We start from the raw sequence: 16,741 nt of genomic DNA on the forward strand, positions 1-16,741 counted from the left end.
CTACGTGAACAAGGCCGAGCGCAAAGGTCGGACGAAAGCCGAGGTCGACGAAATCATTCGGTGGCTCACCGGCTTCGATCAGCCAACTCTCGAGCGCCACCTGAAGGATGACACGACGTTCGACGAGTTCTTCGCGGCAGCGGACCTCAACTCGAACGCGACCCTGATCACCGGAGTCGTCTGCGGCATTCGCGTCGAGAACGTCGAGGACCCTCTGATGCAGAAAATCCGATACCTGGACAAGCTGATCGACGAACTCGCCAAGGGCAAGAAGATGGAGAAAATTCTGCGGAGCTGACGGCGCTGTTGAAATCACGCTGATTCGAAGTGTGGTCCCGGGCTCGGAGCCGGACTTCACTGAGCGTCATGACAACCACCGAAAACCGTGCCCTCACCAAGAACTGGCCCGACGCTCCCACGACTGCTGCCGGATGGATTTCCCGCGCCGGTGAGGTAGCTCAACTCCTCGCTGTCGACGCCGTCGCTCGCGACAAGGGCCGCGAGATCCCCACCGCCGAGGTCCAGTTACTCAAGGACTCCGGCCTCGTCACCCTGCTCGGCCCCGTCGAACACGGTGGCGCAGGACAGGATTGGCCCACGGCCTACCAGGTGATTCGCACCGTCTCGAAAGCCGACGGTTCGATCGGTCAGCTGCTCGGATACCACCTGCTGTGGTTCTGGGCCGCACGACTCGTCGGCACCCCCGAACAGATCGAGGCCGTCGAAGCGGACGCGACGAAGAACAAGTGGTTCTTCGGCGGAGCCGTCAATCCTCGCGACAACGATGTCGCCGTCACCGACGAGGGTGACACCATCGTGTTCGACGGCAAGAAGACCTTCTCCACCGGCAGTCGCGTCTCCGACGTCACCGTGCTCGAAGGCGCACTCGAAGGCAGCACCGATCACGTGTTCGCGATCGTGCCGTCGAACATCGAGGGACTGTCCTTCCATGACGATTGGGACAACATCGGCCAGCGCCAGACCGAGAGTGGCAGTGTCACCATCGACAAGGTTCGCGTCGACTGGGCCAGCGCAGCAGGGTTCGTGGACAAAGCTTTTCAGCCGCGCGTCTACAACACCCTCAACGTGCCGACCATCCAGCTGGTGTTCGCCAACTTCTACCTCGGTATCGCGAGGGGCGCACTGGAGGAGGCCGCGTCGTACACCAAGGACAAAACCCGTGCCTGGCTGCACAGCACCGTGGACAAGGCCGTCGACGAGCCGTACATCATCGACATCTACGGCGATCTGACCGCCAAGCTCTGGGCCGTCGAAGCTCTCGCCGACGCAGTTGCATTGGAGGGACAGAAGATTCACGACAACGCCTGGAACGTCACCGCCGAGGGGCGCGGTGATCACGAGGTACGCGTCGCCGCCGTCAAGGCTCGCGCAACCGAGGTCTCGCTGGAGATCACCTCGACGGTGTTCGAGGCGCTCGGCGCGCGTGCGACGGCCAGCAAGTACGGCTTCGACCGCTTCTGGCGCAACGTACGTACGCACACCCTGCACGATCCGGTCGCATACAAGCGACGCGAGGTCGGGCGCTGGGTTCTCACGGGCGAACTGCCCGAGCCCACCTGGTACTCGTAGTCCCCACCTTTCTGGCCCCGATCCGACCCCCGATTTCCGGATGAATGTGCCATTCACACCATCTGAGCGCGTGGATGGCACATTGATCCGCCGAAGGATGACGCACACATGAGCACCGAAAAGATCACCGACGCGATCAAATTCGCATACTGGGTTCCCAATGTCTCGGGAGGCCTGGTCACCAGCACCATCGAACAGCGCACCAGCTGGGATTACGAGTACAACAAGAAGCTGGCGCAGACGGCCGAGAACAACGGATTCGAGTACGCCCTGAGTCAGGTTCGCTACGAAGCCAGCTACGGGGCCGAGTTCCAGCACGAGTCGACCAGCTTCTCGCTTGCGTTGCTGTTGGCCACCGAACGGCTCAAAGTCATTGCTGCAGTGCATCCCGGGCTGTGGCAGCCGGCGGTACTGGCCAAGCTCGGCGCAACCGCGGATCACTTGTCCAACGGCCGCTTCGCCGTCAACGTCGTCAGTGGCTGGTTCAAGGACGAGTTCACCCACCTCGGCGAGCCATGGCTCGAACATGACGAAAGATACCGTCGCAGTGCAGAATTCCTGCAGGTGCTGCGCAAGATCTGGACCGAGGACGACGTCGACTTCCGGGGCGACTTCTATCGGATCCACGACTTCACCCTCAAGCCCAAACCGCTGAACACTCCCGGTCGTCCCAACCCGGAACTGTTCCAGGGCGGCAATTCGTCTGCAGCGCAGGAGAATGCCGGACGGTACTCGGACTGGTACTTCAGCAACGGCAAAGATTTCGACGGCGTCACCGAGCAACTCGACAATCTCCGACGCGTCGCGCGTGATCACCAGCGTGAGGTCAAGTTCGGGCTCAACGGCTTCATCATCGCGCGAGACAGCGAGAAGGAAGCGCGAGACACATTGCGCGAGATCATCGAGAAGGCCAACAAGCCTGCCGTCGAAGGTTTCAAGGGAGCGGTGCAACAGGCCGGCAATTCGACGGGCGACAAGAAGGGAATGTGGGCCGACTCGACGTTCGAGGACCTCGTTCAGTACAACGACGGGTTCAAGACGCAGTTGATCGGCACCCCGGAGCAGGTGGCCGAGCGCATCGTGGCCTACCGTCGCCGCGGCGTCGATCTGATTCTCGGCGGCTTCCTGCACTTCCAGGAGGAGATCGAGTACTTCGGGGCGAAAGTCCTGCCGCTGGTTCGCGAACTCGAGGCCGCCGAGGCGAACGACCAGGAGTTGGTGGCAGCCCGCTGACCTTTCGGTTCCGTGATCGGTCGGGTCCGTGCAGTAGCGTGAGTTCTCGGACCCGACCGACCTGGGGTACGGACAATCTCAGATGAGGAGACGCGATGACCTACTCGCCCGGCGGCCCTGAAACAGGGGGCTCCAACTCTGGTGGCTACGGCGGAGGTGGCCCGTCCTACGGCCCGTCGTCCTCGCCGAATCAGCCGTCGTCCAACCCGCAGGGTCATCCAGGACAGAACCAGCCCTTTCACCAGCCGTCGGTGTCCAATCCCTTCGGCCCTCCGGTGCCGGGCACCTCGGCACCGGCCGGACCAGGGCCGGCCGCGTCCGGACGTAAGTCGCCCGGATCAGGACTGGCGAATCTGCCGAAAATTCTCACGTTCGTGATCCTCGGACTCGGCGTCGTCACCTTCCTGCTCGGCCTGCTGGACCTCGTCACCGCCGAGGTCACCTCGTCTCAGGAACTGCCGAGCAGCATCCAGACGTCGTTCAGCACCACCTTCTTCGCCTCCGGCGGAAGCGCGGTGTCGGTTGCTCTGCTGCTGGCAGCGGGCTTGATCGCCGGTGCCTCGCTCATACAGAAGGACGCCAGGAACCAGGCCGTGGTTGCCGCCCTGGCGATCGCCGGCTGGCTGGTGCTGGTCTTCCAGTCGTTCAGCCTGCCCAGCGCAGAGGGCAACGAGTTCGCCAGCACCACCAGCTCGCTCGGTATCGGTGCGATCCTGGTGCTCGTCCTGGGCTTCGTCCAAGCAGCCGCCGCGGTGCTGGCACTGCTGCTCGACGCGGGCATCGTCAAGGCTCCGGCTCCCAAGCCTGCGGGCTACGGCAACCAGAATCAGCAGCCCGGATACGGCCAGCAGAACCCGTACAACGCGCCGACGACGTCGTTCGGTGGACCCTCGCAACCGCAGGCCTACGGCAATCCGCCGTCGTACGGCCAGCCCCAGGGAACCTCGTCGAACTTCGGTCAAGGTCCCAGCGGTCAAGGTCCCAGCGGTCAAGGTCTCAGCGGTCAAGCACCGAGCGGACAGGCGTCGGGTCAGCATTCCTACAACCCGGGTGGGCAGCCGCCGTACGGACAGTCCGCCCCCAACCCCTCGTCGCCTCAGGGCGGCTATGCACCGCCGCCGTACACCGGTCCGAGCGGGCAGGCCTATCCGCCGAACCAGTACCAGTACGGCCAGCCTTCGGGATACGGCCAGCCTTCGGGATACGGCCAGCCTCCGGCGAAGTCGGACGAGCCCGAATCGGGCGAGCAGTCGACGCCGTACGGCGCGCCCACGCAGTCGTTCGGTGCCACTCCTGCTGTGGACGACGAGAAGAAGAACGACTGATTCAGGCATCACAACCCACTTCGCGGCGCGCCTGACCGGCGCGCCGCGAAGATGATGCGACTCTCGTTGCGATGAGCGATCTATTGAACCGAGAGACGCGACGCGCGGCCGCCCGGGCTCCCCGCGCGAGCACCGGACCGACGCCCGATCAGTCGCGCATGCTCGCCGCAGTGGCCTTCAAGACCTCCGGACTCGTCGTGGTGATCGCGACGACCCTTGCTCTGGTCACCCTCGTCTCGGCCAACAGCGACCTCACCGGAACGCTCGGAGCGATCGCCGGTTCGTGGTTCGCCGTGCACCTGGTGCCCCTGAGCATCGGCGGCACCTCCCTGGGTGTCGCACCGCTGCTGCCGACCCTGATCATCGGCTGGTCCGTCGCTCGTACCGTCCACCACGCGGTGGACTCCGACACCGACCGTCGCGTGCTTCGGTGGGTATTCGCGGCGTCGATGGCCGGCCCGCTCGCCGTCACCGCCATCGCTCTGGCCGTCGCCAAGGATGCGTCCACCGTCATCGGACTGTCCAGTCCCAATGCTCTCGTGGCCTTCTCCTGGGTCGCAGGCGTGCACGCGGCCGCATCCGGAACCGGTCTGCTCTTCGCGTGCTGGGACTCGGTGGTGATCCGCCGCGGACTTCCGGACTGGGTTCGCGCGCTCGTTGCGCCCTTCGTGCGCGCGCTGTCGATCCTCGCTGCAGGCGGGGCGGCGGTCGTACTGCTCGCCCTGCTCGTCTCCTGGGAGACCGCCGGCGCACTGCTCGAGAGCGGAGGCGATGTTGTCGGCATGCTCGGGCTGACCGTGCTGTCCGTGCTCTATCTCCCCAACATCGTCATCGGTGCACTCGCGGTGGCCACCGGTTCCACAGCCGGGTTCGGCGAGGCGTCGGTCAGCCTGTTCTCCACCACCGGAGGACCGCTACCACCGCTGCCGATCCTGGCCGTCCTCCCCGAAGGATCGGCCCAGACGATCTGGGTCGTCATGCTCGTCGTCCCTATCGGTGCCGGACTGCTGCTCGGCCGCGACTGCGCCATCCGCAGCGCCGACATCCAGGTTGCAGTGTCCTCGGTATGGGTCGTTGCGGCCGCGACCGGAGCGCTCGCAGCACTGCTCGGCTACGCCGCGGGCGGAAACCTCGGCACGTTCGGAACAGTCGAAGTCACCGTCTGGAGCTTCGGGCTGCTGACGTTCGCGTGGCTGGCCGTCGTCGGTTCCGCGTCCGCAGCCTTCGTCGTGTGGCGTCGAGCAGAACCCGAGCCGACTCGCGACGATCCCGCTCCGACTCCGGTACCTGTGGCCGAGTTGGCGATCGAACCGGCCCCATCCGAGCCTGACCCGTCCGAGACCGCCCCGTCCGAATCGGAGGACGACGAACAGACCGAGGTGGTCGAGGATGTCGTCGAGGCGGAGGTCGTCGACGACGTCCCGGCCGAGATGCCAGCGGCCGAAGAACCGGACGCGATCGTCGAGGCCGCTACCGCCGAACCGCTGGATGCCGAGGTCGTTGCACCTCCAGGAGACCGGGACGGACCTGCCCGGTAGGGCTCTGCGGCGCAGCGACTAGGCTTTCCGCTGGCTCGAACGATCCGCCTCGACAATTCAGGAGTAGTGCGCTGACTGCCTTGCGTGAGACACCCGCGCGGGTCGTCGTCCTCGCATCGGGGACCGGCTCGCTTCTGCAGTCGCTCATCTCCGCGACTGCTGCCGAGAGCTATCCCGCGCGCATCGTCGCCGTCGGAGTCGATCGAGAGTGCGACGCAGCCCGCCGTGCCGACGAGGCCGGAATGCCGAACTTTCGAGTCGGACTGAAGGACTACGCCGATCGAGCCCAGTGGGACATCGCGCTCACCGACGCCGTTCTGGCGCACGAGCCCGATCTCGTCGTCACCGCCGGTTTCATGAAGATCCTCGGCCCGCAATTTCTCGGGGCCTTCACCGGACGCATCGTCAACACTCACCCCGCGCTCCTGCCGTCGTTCCCCGGCGCACATGCTGTGCGGGACGCTCTCGACCACGGCGTCAAACTGACCGGTTCGACGGTTCATCTGGTCGATTCCGGCGTCGATACCGGGCCGATCCTGGCGCAGGAAGCCGTACCGGTTCTCGACGGCGACGACGAAGCTGCTCTGCACGAACGCATCAAGATTGTCGAGCGACGGTTGCTGGTCGACGTGATCGCAGCCGTGGCCACCACAGGTGTCACCTCCGATGGACGAAAGGCTCAGATAATCCGATGAGTGAACGTAAAGCAGTGCGCCGCGCGCTGGTCAGCGTCTACGACAAGACCGGACTGATCGAACTGGCGACCGGCTTGCACGGTGCGGGCGTCGCTCTCGTGTCCACCGGATCGACGGCGAGCAAGATCGCCGACGCCGGAATCCCGGTCACCAAGGTCGAGGATCTCACCGGATTCCCCGAGACCCTCGAAGGTCGCGTCAAGACGCTGCATCCTCGGGTGCATGCCGGCGTGCTCGCCGATACCCGTAAGCCCGAACACCTTTCGCAGCTCGAGGAACTGGGCATCGAGGCGTTCGAGCTCGTCGTGGTGAACCTGTACCCGTTCACCGAGACCGTCGCCAGCGGGGCGACGCCGGACGAATGCGTCGAACAGATCGACATCGGCGGACCGTCGATGGTGCGCGCCGCAGCCAAGAATCACCCCTCGGTTGCCGTGGTGGTCGACCCGGCCCGCTACGAGGACGTGCTCACGGCCGTGGCCGGTGGCGGATTCACCCTCGCCGAGCGGACTTCCCTTGCGGCACAGGCTTTTCAGCACACGGCCGCCTACGACGTCGCGGTGGCGTCGTGGATGAGCAATGTGCTGACCCCCGATACCGAATCGTCGTTTCCGGAATGGATCGGCGGAACCTGGGATCGCTCGGCCGTGCTTCGCTACGGCGAGAACCCGCACCAGGCTGCGGCGCTCTACGTCGATCCTGCAAGCTCCGGCATCGCGCGGGCGGAGCAGCTGCACGGTAAAGAGATGTCGTACAACAACTTCACCGATTCCGATGCAGCGTGGCGGGCGGCGTTCGATCATGCCGACCCCACCGTCGCGATCATCAAGCATGCCAACCCGTGCGGTATCGCTGTCGGCAACGACATCGCCGAGGCGCACCGCAAGGCCCACGCGTGCGATCCGGTGAGTGCTTACGGCGGCGTCATCGCAGCCAACCGCGAGGTCACCGTCGAGATGGCCGAGCAGGTGGCCGAGATCTTCACCGAGGTCATCATCGCGCCGTCCTACGCCGACGGTGCTCTCGGAGTGCTGCAGCGCAAGAAGAACATTCGTGTGCTGCTGGCGGAGGTGCCGTCCACCTCGGGCGTCGAACTCAAGCCGATCTCCGGCGGCGCACTGCTGCAGCAGCGCGACGTTCTCGACGCAGACGGCGACAATCCTGCCAACTGGACCCTCGCTGCCGGCGAGCCTGCCGACGAGCAGACCCTGAAGGATCTCGAATTCGCCTGGCGCGCAGGTAGGGCCGTGAAGTCCAACGCGATCCTGCTCGCCCACGACGGTGCCTCGGTCGGCGTCGGAATGGGCCAGGTCAACCGCGTCGATGCCGCCCACCTCGCCGTTCAGCGAGCCGGGGATCGCGTCGTCGGCTCGGTGGCGTCCTCCGATGCCTTCTTCCCGTTCCCCGACGGTTTGCAGGTACTGATGACCGCAGGCGTCAAAGCCGTTGTGCAGCCGGGTGGTTCGGTACGCGACAACGAAGTGATCGCCGCGGCGCAGGATGCAGGCGTGACGCTGTATCTGACGGGATCGCGACACTTCGCGCACTAGTGCCTGACGCCGAGCTCGAAGTTATGGATGGATTTCCGGCGAAATCCGTCCATAACTTCGAGTTCGGCTAGACCTTTGCCCCGGCGGCACGCAGTTTGTCTCGAACTCTCGCCGCGACGCCCCATGGATCGGTGCGCAATTGCATCGCGCTGACTCGGATCACCGTCCAGCCCATTGCTTCGAGCAGGTGTTGACGCTCGATGTCCCAGGCCCGCTGCTTCTCGTCCGACCAGTGTTGTTCGCCGTCGTATTCGACCGCGACCTTCCACCGTGCCCAGCCGATGTCGATGCGGGCGAAAACTCTCCCATCCGGACCCACCACCTCGATCTGAGTTTGTGGGCGGGGTAGGCCTGCGTCCATGAGGGCCAGTCGGGTGCGTGTCTCCTGTGGTGATTCCGAACCCGCGTCGACCACAGCGAGCACGGCCCTGAGCTGAACGATGCCACGGGCACCTCGATGGTTCTCGGCAAGCCTGGCGATGTCGTGAACGCCGACTCCAGTGGCTCGGCAGAGTGCATCCAGTCGTGCCACGGCGGTTCCGAACGGCCTGCGTCGACCGAGGTCGTATGCAGTTCGCGCCGATGTGGTGACTACCAAGCCGTCGATCGTCTCGATTTCTCCCGCTGGCAGCTCGTCGAAGCCGATGCGAAGGCCGCCCATCTTCTGGCGGTGTTCCGCCCAGATGAGCTCGGCATCGCTGTCGGCGGATATCCAGCCAGATCCGTGCACCGCCGCAGCGCTGATTCCTGAGACCACTGCCTTGCCTCGGGAGTACAACCACGCTGCTCTTGCCTTGGTAGGCGCATCCAGATCGCTGTTCGGGTCGATGTATACGTCGCGATAGATGCGACGAAAGTGCTGCCGGAGCTGTTGGCGCGTGACCAACCCGTTGGCCACCGCCTCGGATCCGACGAAAGGTGCGCTGTCCATGTACGCAGAGTGGCATCGGATTCGCGCGAAAAGTGGCCGAGCGCTGGCTGTGGATGAACTAAATAGTTGTCCACAGTTATGCCGCTGTGATCGATCTTGGGCCGAAGTGTGCATCGACCGCCGAACTCGAAGTTATGGACGAAATCCGCCCGATTTCTGTCCATAACTTCGAGCTCGGCGGAACGGGAACCCCGCTCTCGATGGCAGCTTTCGGCAAACGCTCGTAGCGTGGAGAAGTGACCTCTACCAAACCTGGCATCTCCACTCTCGGCGAACTCAAGGCATCCGGACATCGGCAGCGGTCGATCAAGGAAGAGTTGCGGGAAAATCTTCTGAAGGCATTGCGCGACGGCACAGATCCGTGGCCGGGGATCGTCGGATTCGGCTCGACGGTGTTGCCGCAGTTCGAGCGCGCGATTCTGGCCGGTCACGACGTGGTTCTGCTCGGCGAGCGCGGTCAGGGCAAGACGCGACTGCTGCGCACCCTGAATTTGTTGCTCGACGAGTGGGTGCCGGTGATCGCCGGAGCCGAACTGGGCGAGCATCCATACGAGCCGATCACTCCCGCCAGCATCAGGAAGGTGAAGGAACTCGGCGACGACCTTCCCGTCGAGTGGCGGCATCGCAGCGAGCGGTACGCCGAGAAGCTCGCGACCCCGGATACCTCGGTGGCCGACCTCGTCGGCGACGTCGATCCGGTGAAGGTGGCCGAGGGCCGCAGCCTCGGCGACCCGGAAACCATTCACTTCGGCCTGGTCCCGCGTAGCCACCGCGGCATCGTGGCGATCAACGAGCTCCCCGACCTCGCCGAGCGCATCCAGGTGTCGTTGCTCAACGTCATGGAGGAGCGCGACATCCAGGTCCGCGGCTACACGCTTCGTCTGCCGCTCGACGTCATGTTGGTCGCGAGTGCGAACCCCGAGGACTACACCAATCGCGGACGCATCATCACCCCGCTCAAGGACCGCTTCGGAGCCGAGATCAGGACTCACTACCCCCTCGAACTCGACGCCGAGGTGGCCGTCATCGATCAGGAAGCGGAGCTGCAGGCCGCAGTCCCGACCTACCTGCTCGAGGTGTTGGCCCGATTCACCCGACTGCTGCGCGAGTCGCCGTCGGTGGACCAGCGCTCCGGCGTTTCCGCCCGATTCGCGATCGCCGCAGCCGAAACCATCGCTGCCGCAGCCGTTCACCGAGCCGCAATCCTGGGGGAGGCCGAGCCCGTGGCCCGGCCGGTGGATCTCGGCACCATCATCGAGGTGCTGCGCGGCAAGGTCGAATTCGAATCCGGCGAAGAAGGCCGCGAAATCGAGGTGCTCGAACACATGCTGCGCCGCGCGACTGCGGACACCGTCCGAGCACACCTGGGCGGCATCAACCTCGCCGCTCTGGTGACGGCAGTGGAGACCGGCGAACCGATCGTCACCGGCGACCGCATCACCGCCAAAGCGCTGCTCGACGAGCTGCCCGACGTCGAGGTCATCGGCGACATCCACGAGCGGCTGAACGCCACCTCGGACGGGGAAAAGGCAGCCGCCGTGGAACTTGCCCTCGAGGGCCTCTACCTCGCGCGTCGCATCTCCAAGGACCCCGACGACGACGGTCAGACGGTGTACAGCTGATGCGTCGTTCCAGATACGGGCGGTATCACGACGGTCCGGATCCCCTTGCGCCACCGGTGGATCTGCGCGAGGCGCTCGACGCGATCGGCGAGGACGTGCTCAAGGGCGCGTCACCGCGTCGGGCATTGCAGGAGATGCTGCGTCGCGGGACGAAGAACATGCGCGGGCTCGACGACCTGGCCGCGCAGGCCGCGAAGCGTCGTCGAGATCTGTTGAAGAAGAACAACCTCGACGGCACGCTGCAGGAAGTACGTGAGCTGCTGGACAAGGCAGTACTCGAGGAGCGCAAGGCGTTGGCGCGTGCTCTCGACGACGATGCTCGCTTCCAAGAGATGCAGATCGGCGATCTGTCTCCGTCCACTGCGCAAGCGGTGCAGGAGCTTTCGGACTACGACTGGCGCTCGTCCGAGGGTCGCGAGAACTACGAGAAGATCAAGGATCTGCTCGGACGCGAAATGCTCGATCAGCGTTTCGCGGGCATGAAGCAAGCTCTCGAAGGTGCCACCGAGGAAGATCGCCAGGCCATCAGCGACATGCTGAAGGACCTCAACGAATTGCTCGACGCCCACAACAAGGGCGAGGACACCGACGAGCAGTTCGAGAAGTTCATGGACAAGCACGGTCAGCATTTCCCGGAGAACCCCGAGAATGTCGACGAGTTGTTGGACTCGCTCGCCCAGCGGGCGGCAGCGGCGCAGCGGTTGCGCAACTCTCTGACGCCCGAGCAGCGGGCCGAGCTCGATGCGTTGGCACAGCAGGCCTTCGGCGACTCGAATCTGCTGAACCAGCTTGATCAACTCGATCAGAATCTCCAGCAGGCCCGGCCCGGTGAGGATTGGGACGGCTCGCAGAACTTCCGCGGCGAGAACGGTATGGGACTCGGCGACGGTACCGGTGCGCTCCAGGACATCGCCGACCTCGAGAACCTGGGAAACCAGCTCTCGCAGCAGTACAACGGTGCCGCACTGGACGACATCGATGCCGACGCCCTGCTGAAGCAACTCGGGCCCGAGGCGGCGGCCGATGCCAGAATGCTCGCCGAGCTCGAAAAGGCCCTGCAGCAGCAGGGTTTCATGGACAAGGGTGCCGACGGGCAATGGCGTCTGTCACCCAAAGCGATGCGTCAGCTGGGGCAGTCTGCGCTCAAGGACGTCGCGGGAAAGCTGTCCCGACGCGGCGGCGAGCGAGACACCCGCAAGGCGGGTGCGATGGGGGAGCCCACCGGAGCGTCGCGAGCGTGGGAGTTCGGTGACACCGAGCCGTGGGATGTCACGCGGACGGTCAACAATGCGGTACTGCGCTCGGCGGCAACAGGATCGGGCTTCCCGGTGCAGTTGCAGGTGACCGATGTGGAGATCAGCGAGACCGAGACGCGAACGCAGGCTGCGGTTGCATTGTTGGTCGATACGTCGTTCTCGATGGTGATGGACGGCCGCTGGGTGCCGATGAAGCGCACGGCACTGGCGCTCAATCACCTGGTCAGCACCCGATTTCGCGGTGACGACCTGCAACTCATCGGATTCGGCAGGCACGCACAGACATTGACGGCCTCGGAGTTGGCCGGGTTGGACGGTGCCTACGATCAGGGCACCAACCTGCACCACGCACTGATGCTGGCAGTACGTCATCTGCGGCGTCATCCCAATGCGCAGCCCGTGGTGCTGATCGTGACCGACGGCGAGCCGACGGCGCATCTCGAGCCGGACGGTCACGCGTACTTCGACTACCCACCGTCTTCGAAGACACTGGGACTGACCGTCCGCGAGCTCGATACCGTCGCGAAACTCGGGGCGCAGGTGACGATCTTTCGGCTCGGCGACGATCCCGGTCTGGCTCGGGTGGTCGACAAGATGGCCGAGCGTGTGGGCGGGCGCGTCATCGCGCCGGATCTCGACGGACTCGGTGCTGCGGTGGTGACGGACTACCTCAAGCGTCGGCGATCCTAGGTTTGTCGGGGTCCTTGATCTCGACCGACACCCCACCCCAGAACGCGAAGCCGGTGACGACCACGCGCGGTGCGCCGGGGTGGGCCGCGCTGACGTGCTCGAATCCGCCCATGATCCCCATGCCGCGGACCTCGACGCTCACTCCGGGCGGCACGGTGACCTCGATGCCGCCCATGATGGCCACGCAGTTGATGGTGGTTTCCTCGGCGGAGAACGATGCACGGCGTAGGTCGAGTTCGATGCCACCCCAGAAGGCGAACGCGTCGATGCGCGCCGCCGCGGTCCACTCTCCTTTACGCATCGCACCGCTCATGATGGCGATCACGCGGTCGTTCGCGGAGCCACCGGATGGCGCACGTGCGGGAGGCGGAGACAGGACCAGGTCCCCGGTCAGTACGTCGAGTTCGCCGTAGGTCTTCGCCCGGTACACCGCTGCCGTGCGTTCGTCGTACTCGGTGATGGTGAGTTGGCCGTTCGCGAAGGCGTCGCTCAGCAGCTGCGCGACCAGATTCCGGTCCGCATCGGCCGCGCGAATCCGGCTTCGATCTCGGTCTGGCAGATGATCGCTCACCGCCCGGACCCTACCTGCGTGAGGGTCAGGCCGCATTCAGGATGGTGCGGCTCCCGAGGGGAGAGGCCAAAGTCATCTGCATGGTGGCGTAGACGGCCACCATGATGCAGGACTTGTCGGCGGCGTCGGGCTTGGTCCCGGTACGCAGTTCGATGGTGACGGTGGTGTCGGTCTCGGTCACCGACGCGTCGGCTCCGTAGCACTCGGGAGTGCCGGTGACGAAGTGGACCGCGATGGTGTTGGGGGAGACCTGGCTCCACGACTCGAACGGAGTGGTGGTGGCGCGGATCAGATCGGGGGTGGGCTCGAACATCGTGCCGACGTCGCCGACGGGCACTTCGTGAGGAACCGGAGGTGCGCTGGGTTGCTGAGCGAGACCGACCGGCGTGGTGGATCCGACCGTCGGCGTCGTCTCGTCGTCGCTGCCGGAGGCGGTGCTGCAGCCGACCAGCAGCAGGCACAACATCACTCCTGCAGCGAGAAACCTCATGAAACCAAACTAGCGCTGTGAGCTGAGGAGAACCTTTGTGTTCGGCTCATGCGAGGAAGAGTGTCACGAGCGCGATGACGGGGATCGAGACGAGCGTGGTCACGAACGCAGTGTCTCGGGCGAGTACCACCCCGCGCTGGTAGCGGCTGGCGAAGACGAACACGTTCTGTGCGGTCGGCAGCGCCGAGACGACGACGATGGCGAACAGATCGTGCCCGTCCAGACCGAACACGAACCGGGCCATGAGGTAGCCGAGCAGGGGTTGCAGTGCCATCTTGAACACCGTGGCCAGGGCTACGTCCCGTCGTGGACTGATGCCCTTCTGCAGCACTCGGGCACCGTAGAGAGACAGGCCGAAGGCGAGCAACGCGCCCGGGACGGACGCATTCCCGACGAGCTGGAACGGCTGCATCAACGCCTCGGGCAGCTCGAAGCCGGTGATGGACAGAACCAGTCCTGCAGCGCCGGCCAGCACGATCGGATTCCGGAACGGTGTGGTGACGGTCTTGAGCACCGAGACCTTCTCGATCTCCGTCGAGACGTCGAGAATCGTCACCGCGATCGGGGTGTAGACCATGATCTGGAACAGCAGCAGGGGAGCGACGAAGTTCGCGTCGCCGAGCACGAAGACGGTAATCGGGATACCCAGGTTGGCGGCGTTGACGTACGAACTCGCAAGTGCGCCGACGGTCGCGTCGGGCACGGTTCGTTTCAGAGCCAGCTTGGCTATGACGAAATAGACGGCGCCGACGAGCAGTGCCGTGGTGCCGGCTACGGCCAGTACAGGCGACAGAATGACCGACAGATCCGAGTTCGCCAGCGTGACGAACAGCAGCGCGGGCGTCGCGACGAAGAACACGAGTCGGCTCAGTACGAACTGGCCGTGTTCGCCGAGCACTTTCAGGTGGGCGAGCAGGTAACCCAGTGCGATGACGACGAAGATGACGGTGAAGCCCTCGAGGACGCCGGACATCTACGGACTGCTCATCTCTGGATCGGGAACGACAGAGAGGCCACGTAGCCGATGGCTACGTGGCCTCTCTGAACGAAAGTTTGGATCAGCGGCTGGTGAACGGCAGCAATGCCATCTCACGAGCGTTCTTCACTGCAACAGCGACCTGGCGCTGCTGCTGCGGGGTGAGCCCGGTGACCCGACGGCTGCGGATCTTGCCGCGGTCCGAGATGAACTGACGAAGGAGGTTGATGTCCTTGTAGTCCACCGTGGTGACCTTGGCGGCGTTCAACGGGTTTTTCTTCGGTCGACGGCCTGCCTCTGCGCGGACCTTCTTCGACGGTGCTCTCTTGACTGCCATCTGAAACCTTTTCCCTTTACCAGCTCGACTTGTGGACGCCTGGCAGCTCCCCACGGTGAGCCATCTCGCGCATTTTCACGCGGGACAGCCCGAATTTCCGTAGATAACCGCGCGGACGTCCATCCGCAGCGTCACGATTGCGTAATCGTACCGGACTCGAATCGCGCGGCAGACGCTGCAGTGCTGCTTGGGCCTGTGCGCGCTCGGAGTCGCTGCTCGAGGGCCTGCGGATGGTCTCCTTGAGCTCGGCGCGACGGGTTGCCCACCGGGCGACGACGACCTTGCGCTGTTCGTTCTTGGCGATCTTCGACTTCTTCGCCACGGCTACCGCTCCTCTCGGAAATCGACGTGTTTGCGCACGACCGGGTCGTACTTCTTCATCACCAGTCGATCGGGATCGTTGCGACGGTTCTTGCGAGTGACGTAGGTGTAGCCGGTCCCCGCGGTCGACTTCAGCTTGACGATCGGACGGACGTCCGTGCTCTTGCCCATCAGATCTTCTCCCCACGTGCGCGGATCTTGGCGACGACGGCATCGATGCCGTCGCGGTCGATGGTCTTGATGCCCTTGGCCGAGAGCGTGAGAGTGACGCGTCGGCCGAGGCTGGGTGCGTAGTACGTCTTGCGTTGGATGTTGGGGTCCCACCTACGGCTGGTTCGCACGTGGGAGTGCGAGACGGATTTTCCGAAGCCGGGGGTGCGGCCGGTGACTTGGCAGTGCGCGGACACGAGCACTCCTTTCTTTCCATTATGACAATCGTTTTCGACAAAGCGTGATCTCGAATGTAGCGTGCATCCTCAGAGAATGACAATCGTTGTCGAGAAGAAGGGTGCTCGTGAACAACTCACCGGACGATCGAACCCCGATGGTCCTCGTCTCCGGCTGGACCGGAGCCATGGACGCAGTCGTGACATCGCTGCTCGCGCCGGGGACAGTAGCGGTCCGCCACGATCTGAGCCGCGTCGCCGAAGGTGTCGTGCGTCGCACACTCTCCGTACTGGGGGAGAACCCGCGCGAGACCATTCTGGAGCTGGCGCACGGATGCGTCTCGTGCACGCTTCGGGAGGATCTGCTGCCGTTGCTGCGCGCACTGTCCGCTCGCAGCAACGTCGATCGCATCGTGCTCGCCATGGACCCCGCGCTCGAGCCCGAGGCGCTGTGCTGGGCCGTGGACAACGTCGTCGTGGCGGGTGTCGTCGGGCAGATCGACGGCCCGGCCTCGCGTGACGTCCGCATCGAGGCAGTAGTCGACTGCCTCGATGCCGCAACCTGGCTGGCCGACGCCACCGGCGACGACGCCATGGCCGACCGAGGGATCGTCGCCAGTGGGGACGACGACCGAACCGTCGCGCAGTTGGTGGTGGGGCAGGTCGACTACGCCGATGCGCTCGTCGTCACCGCGGGCCCGGACGTCGACGCGTGGGAGCGGGCCCGTCTTGCTGCCGTCCTCGCGCGGCTGGCACCGAATGCGCCCGTCGTCTGGGTGTCCCGGGACGCAATGGTCGACGCCCGAGCGCTTCTCGCGTCCGTGCCCGCCGATGCCCGTCGCGGCGCGATCACCGACGCGCATTCGCCACTGCTGCGCGGTCAGCCGCCGCTGGCCGTCGACTGCGGCGTCACCCTGGTCGAGTTCACCGCAACGCGGCCGTTCCATCCCGAGCGATTGCACGAGGCCATCGACGTGCTGCTGGACGGCGTCGTGACCGCACGAGGGCGGGCGTGGGTCGCCACTCAGCCCGACGAAGCGCTGTGGATCGAATCGGCAGGCGGCGGTCTTCGTGTTGCGAGCGCCGGAAAGTGGCTTGCCGCAATGGAACCGGAGCAGCAGGACCGCGTCGACGCCACCCGTCGGGCAATGGCGGCGCTGCGATGGGACGAGACGTTCGGCGACCGTGACACCTCTCTGGTGGTCCTCGTGCACGAGGCCGACCCCACCG

Annotated in this window: 18 protein-coding genes; 10 read left to right on the forward strand and 8 right to left on the reverse strand. The window is 64.9% G+C overall.

Features of this window, described 5'->3' with window-relative positions:
- The 7 genes from A2J02_RS11325 to purH form a co-directional block, all read left to right on the forward strand.
- Positions 1–298: DUF2200 domain-containing protein (locus A2J02_RS11325; protein ID WP_068050151.1), on the forward strand; the 298-nt coding region annotated here is incomplete at its 5' end.
- A 68-nt stretch (positions 299–366) separates the two neighbouring features.
- Complete coding sequence (locus A2J02_RS11330; RefSeq protein ID WP_068050153.1) at positions 367–1,590, forward strand: acyl-CoA dehydrogenase family protein; 1,224 nt, start codon at positions 367–369, stop codon at positions 1,588–1,590.
- Between the two features lie 108 nt (positions 1,591–1,698).
- The gene (sfnG, locus tag A2J02_RS11335) at positions 1,699–2,823 is read left to right on the forward strand and encodes a dimethylsulfone monooxygenase SfnG (protein ID WP_068050155.1); all 1,125 of its coding nucleotides are present in this window, start codon (positions 1,699–1,701) and stop codon (positions 2,821–2,823) included.
- A 95-nt stretch (positions 2,824–2,918) separates the two neighbouring features.
- Positions 2,919–4,148, forward strand: coding sequence for a DUF5336 domain-containing protein (locus A2J02_RS11340; RefSeq protein ID WP_156516193.1), 1,230 nt, complete (start codon positions 2,919–2,921; stop codon positions 4,146–4,148).
- 71 nt (positions 4,149–4,219) lie between these two features.
- Positions 4,220–5,686 carry a cell division protein PerM gene (locus tag A2J02_RS11345; RefSeq protein WP_068050159.1) on the forward strand — a complete coding sequence of 489 codons (1,467 nt, stop codon included), beginning with the start codon at positions 4,220–4,222 and terminating at the stop codon, positions 5,684–5,686.
- Positions 5,687–5,757: 71 nt separating this feature from the next.
- A complete protein-coding gene (purN, locus tag A2J02_RS11350; RefSeq protein ID WP_068050161.1) occupies positions 5,758–6,381 on the forward strand; it encodes a phosphoribosylglycinamide formyltransferase in 624 nt (207 codons plus the stop codon).
- Positions 6,378–7,931, forward strand: coding sequence for a bifunctional phosphoribosylaminoimidazolecarboxamide formyltransferase/IMP cyclohydrolase (purH, locus tag A2J02_RS11355; protein ID WP_068050162.1), 1,554 nt, complete (start codon positions 6,378–6,380; stop codon positions 7,929–7,931). Before purN ends, purH begins: the two co-directional genes overlap by 4 nt.
- Positions 7,932–7,998: 67 nt before the next feature.
- Here the strand turns inward: purH and A2J02_RS11360 are convergent, their stop codons facing one another.
- Entirely contained in the window at positions 7,999–8,862 is an 864-nt protein-coding gene (locus tag A2J02_RS11360; RefSeq protein ID WP_068050164.1) for a DUF559 domain-containing protein, read from the reverse strand.
- Between the two features lie 236 nt (positions 8,863–9,098).
- Here A2J02_RS11360 and A2J02_RS11365 point away from each other — a divergent pair, with 236 nt between their 5' ends.
- Together A2J02_RS11365 and A2J02_RS11370 are read left to right on the forward strand one after the other, a co-directional pair.
- Positions 9,099–10,484 (forward strand): ATP-binding protein, encoded by a 1,386-nt coding sequence (locus tag A2J02_RS11365; RefSeq protein WP_068050166.1) that lies wholly within the window; start codon positions 9,099–9,101, stop codon positions 10,482–10,484.
- Positions 10,484–12,430 (forward strand): vWA domain-containing protein, encoded by a 1,947-nt coding sequence (locus tag A2J02_RS11370; RefSeq protein WP_068050169.1) that lies wholly within the window; start codon positions 10,484–10,486, stop codon positions 12,428–12,430. The genes A2J02_RS11365 and A2J02_RS11370 overlap by 1 nt, the downstream gene beginning before the upstream one ends.
- Here the strand turns inward: A2J02_RS11370 and A2J02_RS11375 are convergent.
- From A2J02_RS11375 to rpmB, 7 genes are all read right to left on the reverse strand, one after another.
- Positions 12,411–13,001 (reverse strand): DUF1707 SHOCT-like domain-containing protein, encoded by a 591-nt coding sequence (locus A2J02_RS11375; protein ID WP_068050171.1) that lies wholly within the window; start codon positions 12,999–13,001, stop codon positions 12,411–12,413. The two genes, A2J02_RS11370 and A2J02_RS11375, sit on opposite strands and share 20 nt — an antisense overlap.
- Positions 13,002–13,026: 25 nt before the next feature.
- Positions 13,027–13,491 (reverse strand): hypothetical protein, encoded by a 465-nt coding sequence (locus tag A2J02_RS11380; protein WP_068050174.1) that lies wholly within the window; start codon positions 13,489–13,491, stop codon positions 13,027–13,029.
- A 46-nt stretch (positions 13,492–13,537) separates the two neighbouring features.
- Positions 13,538–14,464, reverse strand: coding sequence for an AEC family transporter (locus A2J02_RS11385; RefSeq protein WP_068050176.1), 927 nt, complete (start codon positions 14,462–14,464; stop codon positions 13,538–13,540).
- 85 nt (positions 14,465–14,549) lie between these two features.
- On the reverse strand, positions 14,550–14,804 hold the full coding sequence (rpsR, locus tag A2J02_RS11390) for a 30S ribosomal protein S18 (protein ID WP_008719028.1): 255 nt from the start codon (positions 14,802–14,804) through the stop codon (positions 14,550–14,552).
- A 16-nt stretch (positions 14,805–14,820) separates the two neighbouring features.
- The gene (gene rpsN / locus A2J02_RS11395; RefSeq protein ID WP_068050178.1) at positions 14,821–15,126 is read right to left on the reverse strand and encodes a 30S ribosomal protein S14; all 306 of its coding nucleotides are present in this window, start codon (positions 15,124–15,126) and stop codon (positions 14,821–14,823) included.
- Positions 15,127–15,128: 2 nt separating this feature from the next.
- Complete coding sequence (rpmG, locus tag A2J02_RS11400) at positions 15,129–15,299, reverse strand: 50S ribosomal protein L33 (protein ID WP_170944568.1); 171 nt, start codon at positions 15,297–15,299, stop codon at positions 15,129–15,131.
- The gene (rpmB, locus tag A2J02_RS11405) at positions 15,296–15,532 is read right to left on the reverse strand and encodes a 50S ribosomal protein L28 (protein WP_032404320.1); all 237 of its coding nucleotides are present in this window, start codon (positions 15,530–15,532) and stop codon (positions 15,296–15,298) included. The genes rpmG and rpmB overlap by 4 nt, the downstream gene beginning before the upstream one ends.
- Before the next feature lie 137 nt (positions 15,533–15,669).
- Between rpmB and mrf the strand changes: the two genes are divergently transcribed.
- Positions 15,670–16,741 (forward strand): ribosome hibernation factor-recruiting GTPase MRF (gene mrf / locus A2J02_RS11410; RefSeq protein WP_068050180.1); only part of this gene is annotated, 1,072 nt, incomplete at its 3' end.

This window comes from Rhodococcus sp. EPR-147 (assembly GCF_001647185.1).
Taxonomy (GTDB): Bacteria; Actinomycetota; Actinomycetes; order Mycobacteriales; family Mycobacteriaceae; genus Rhodococcoides.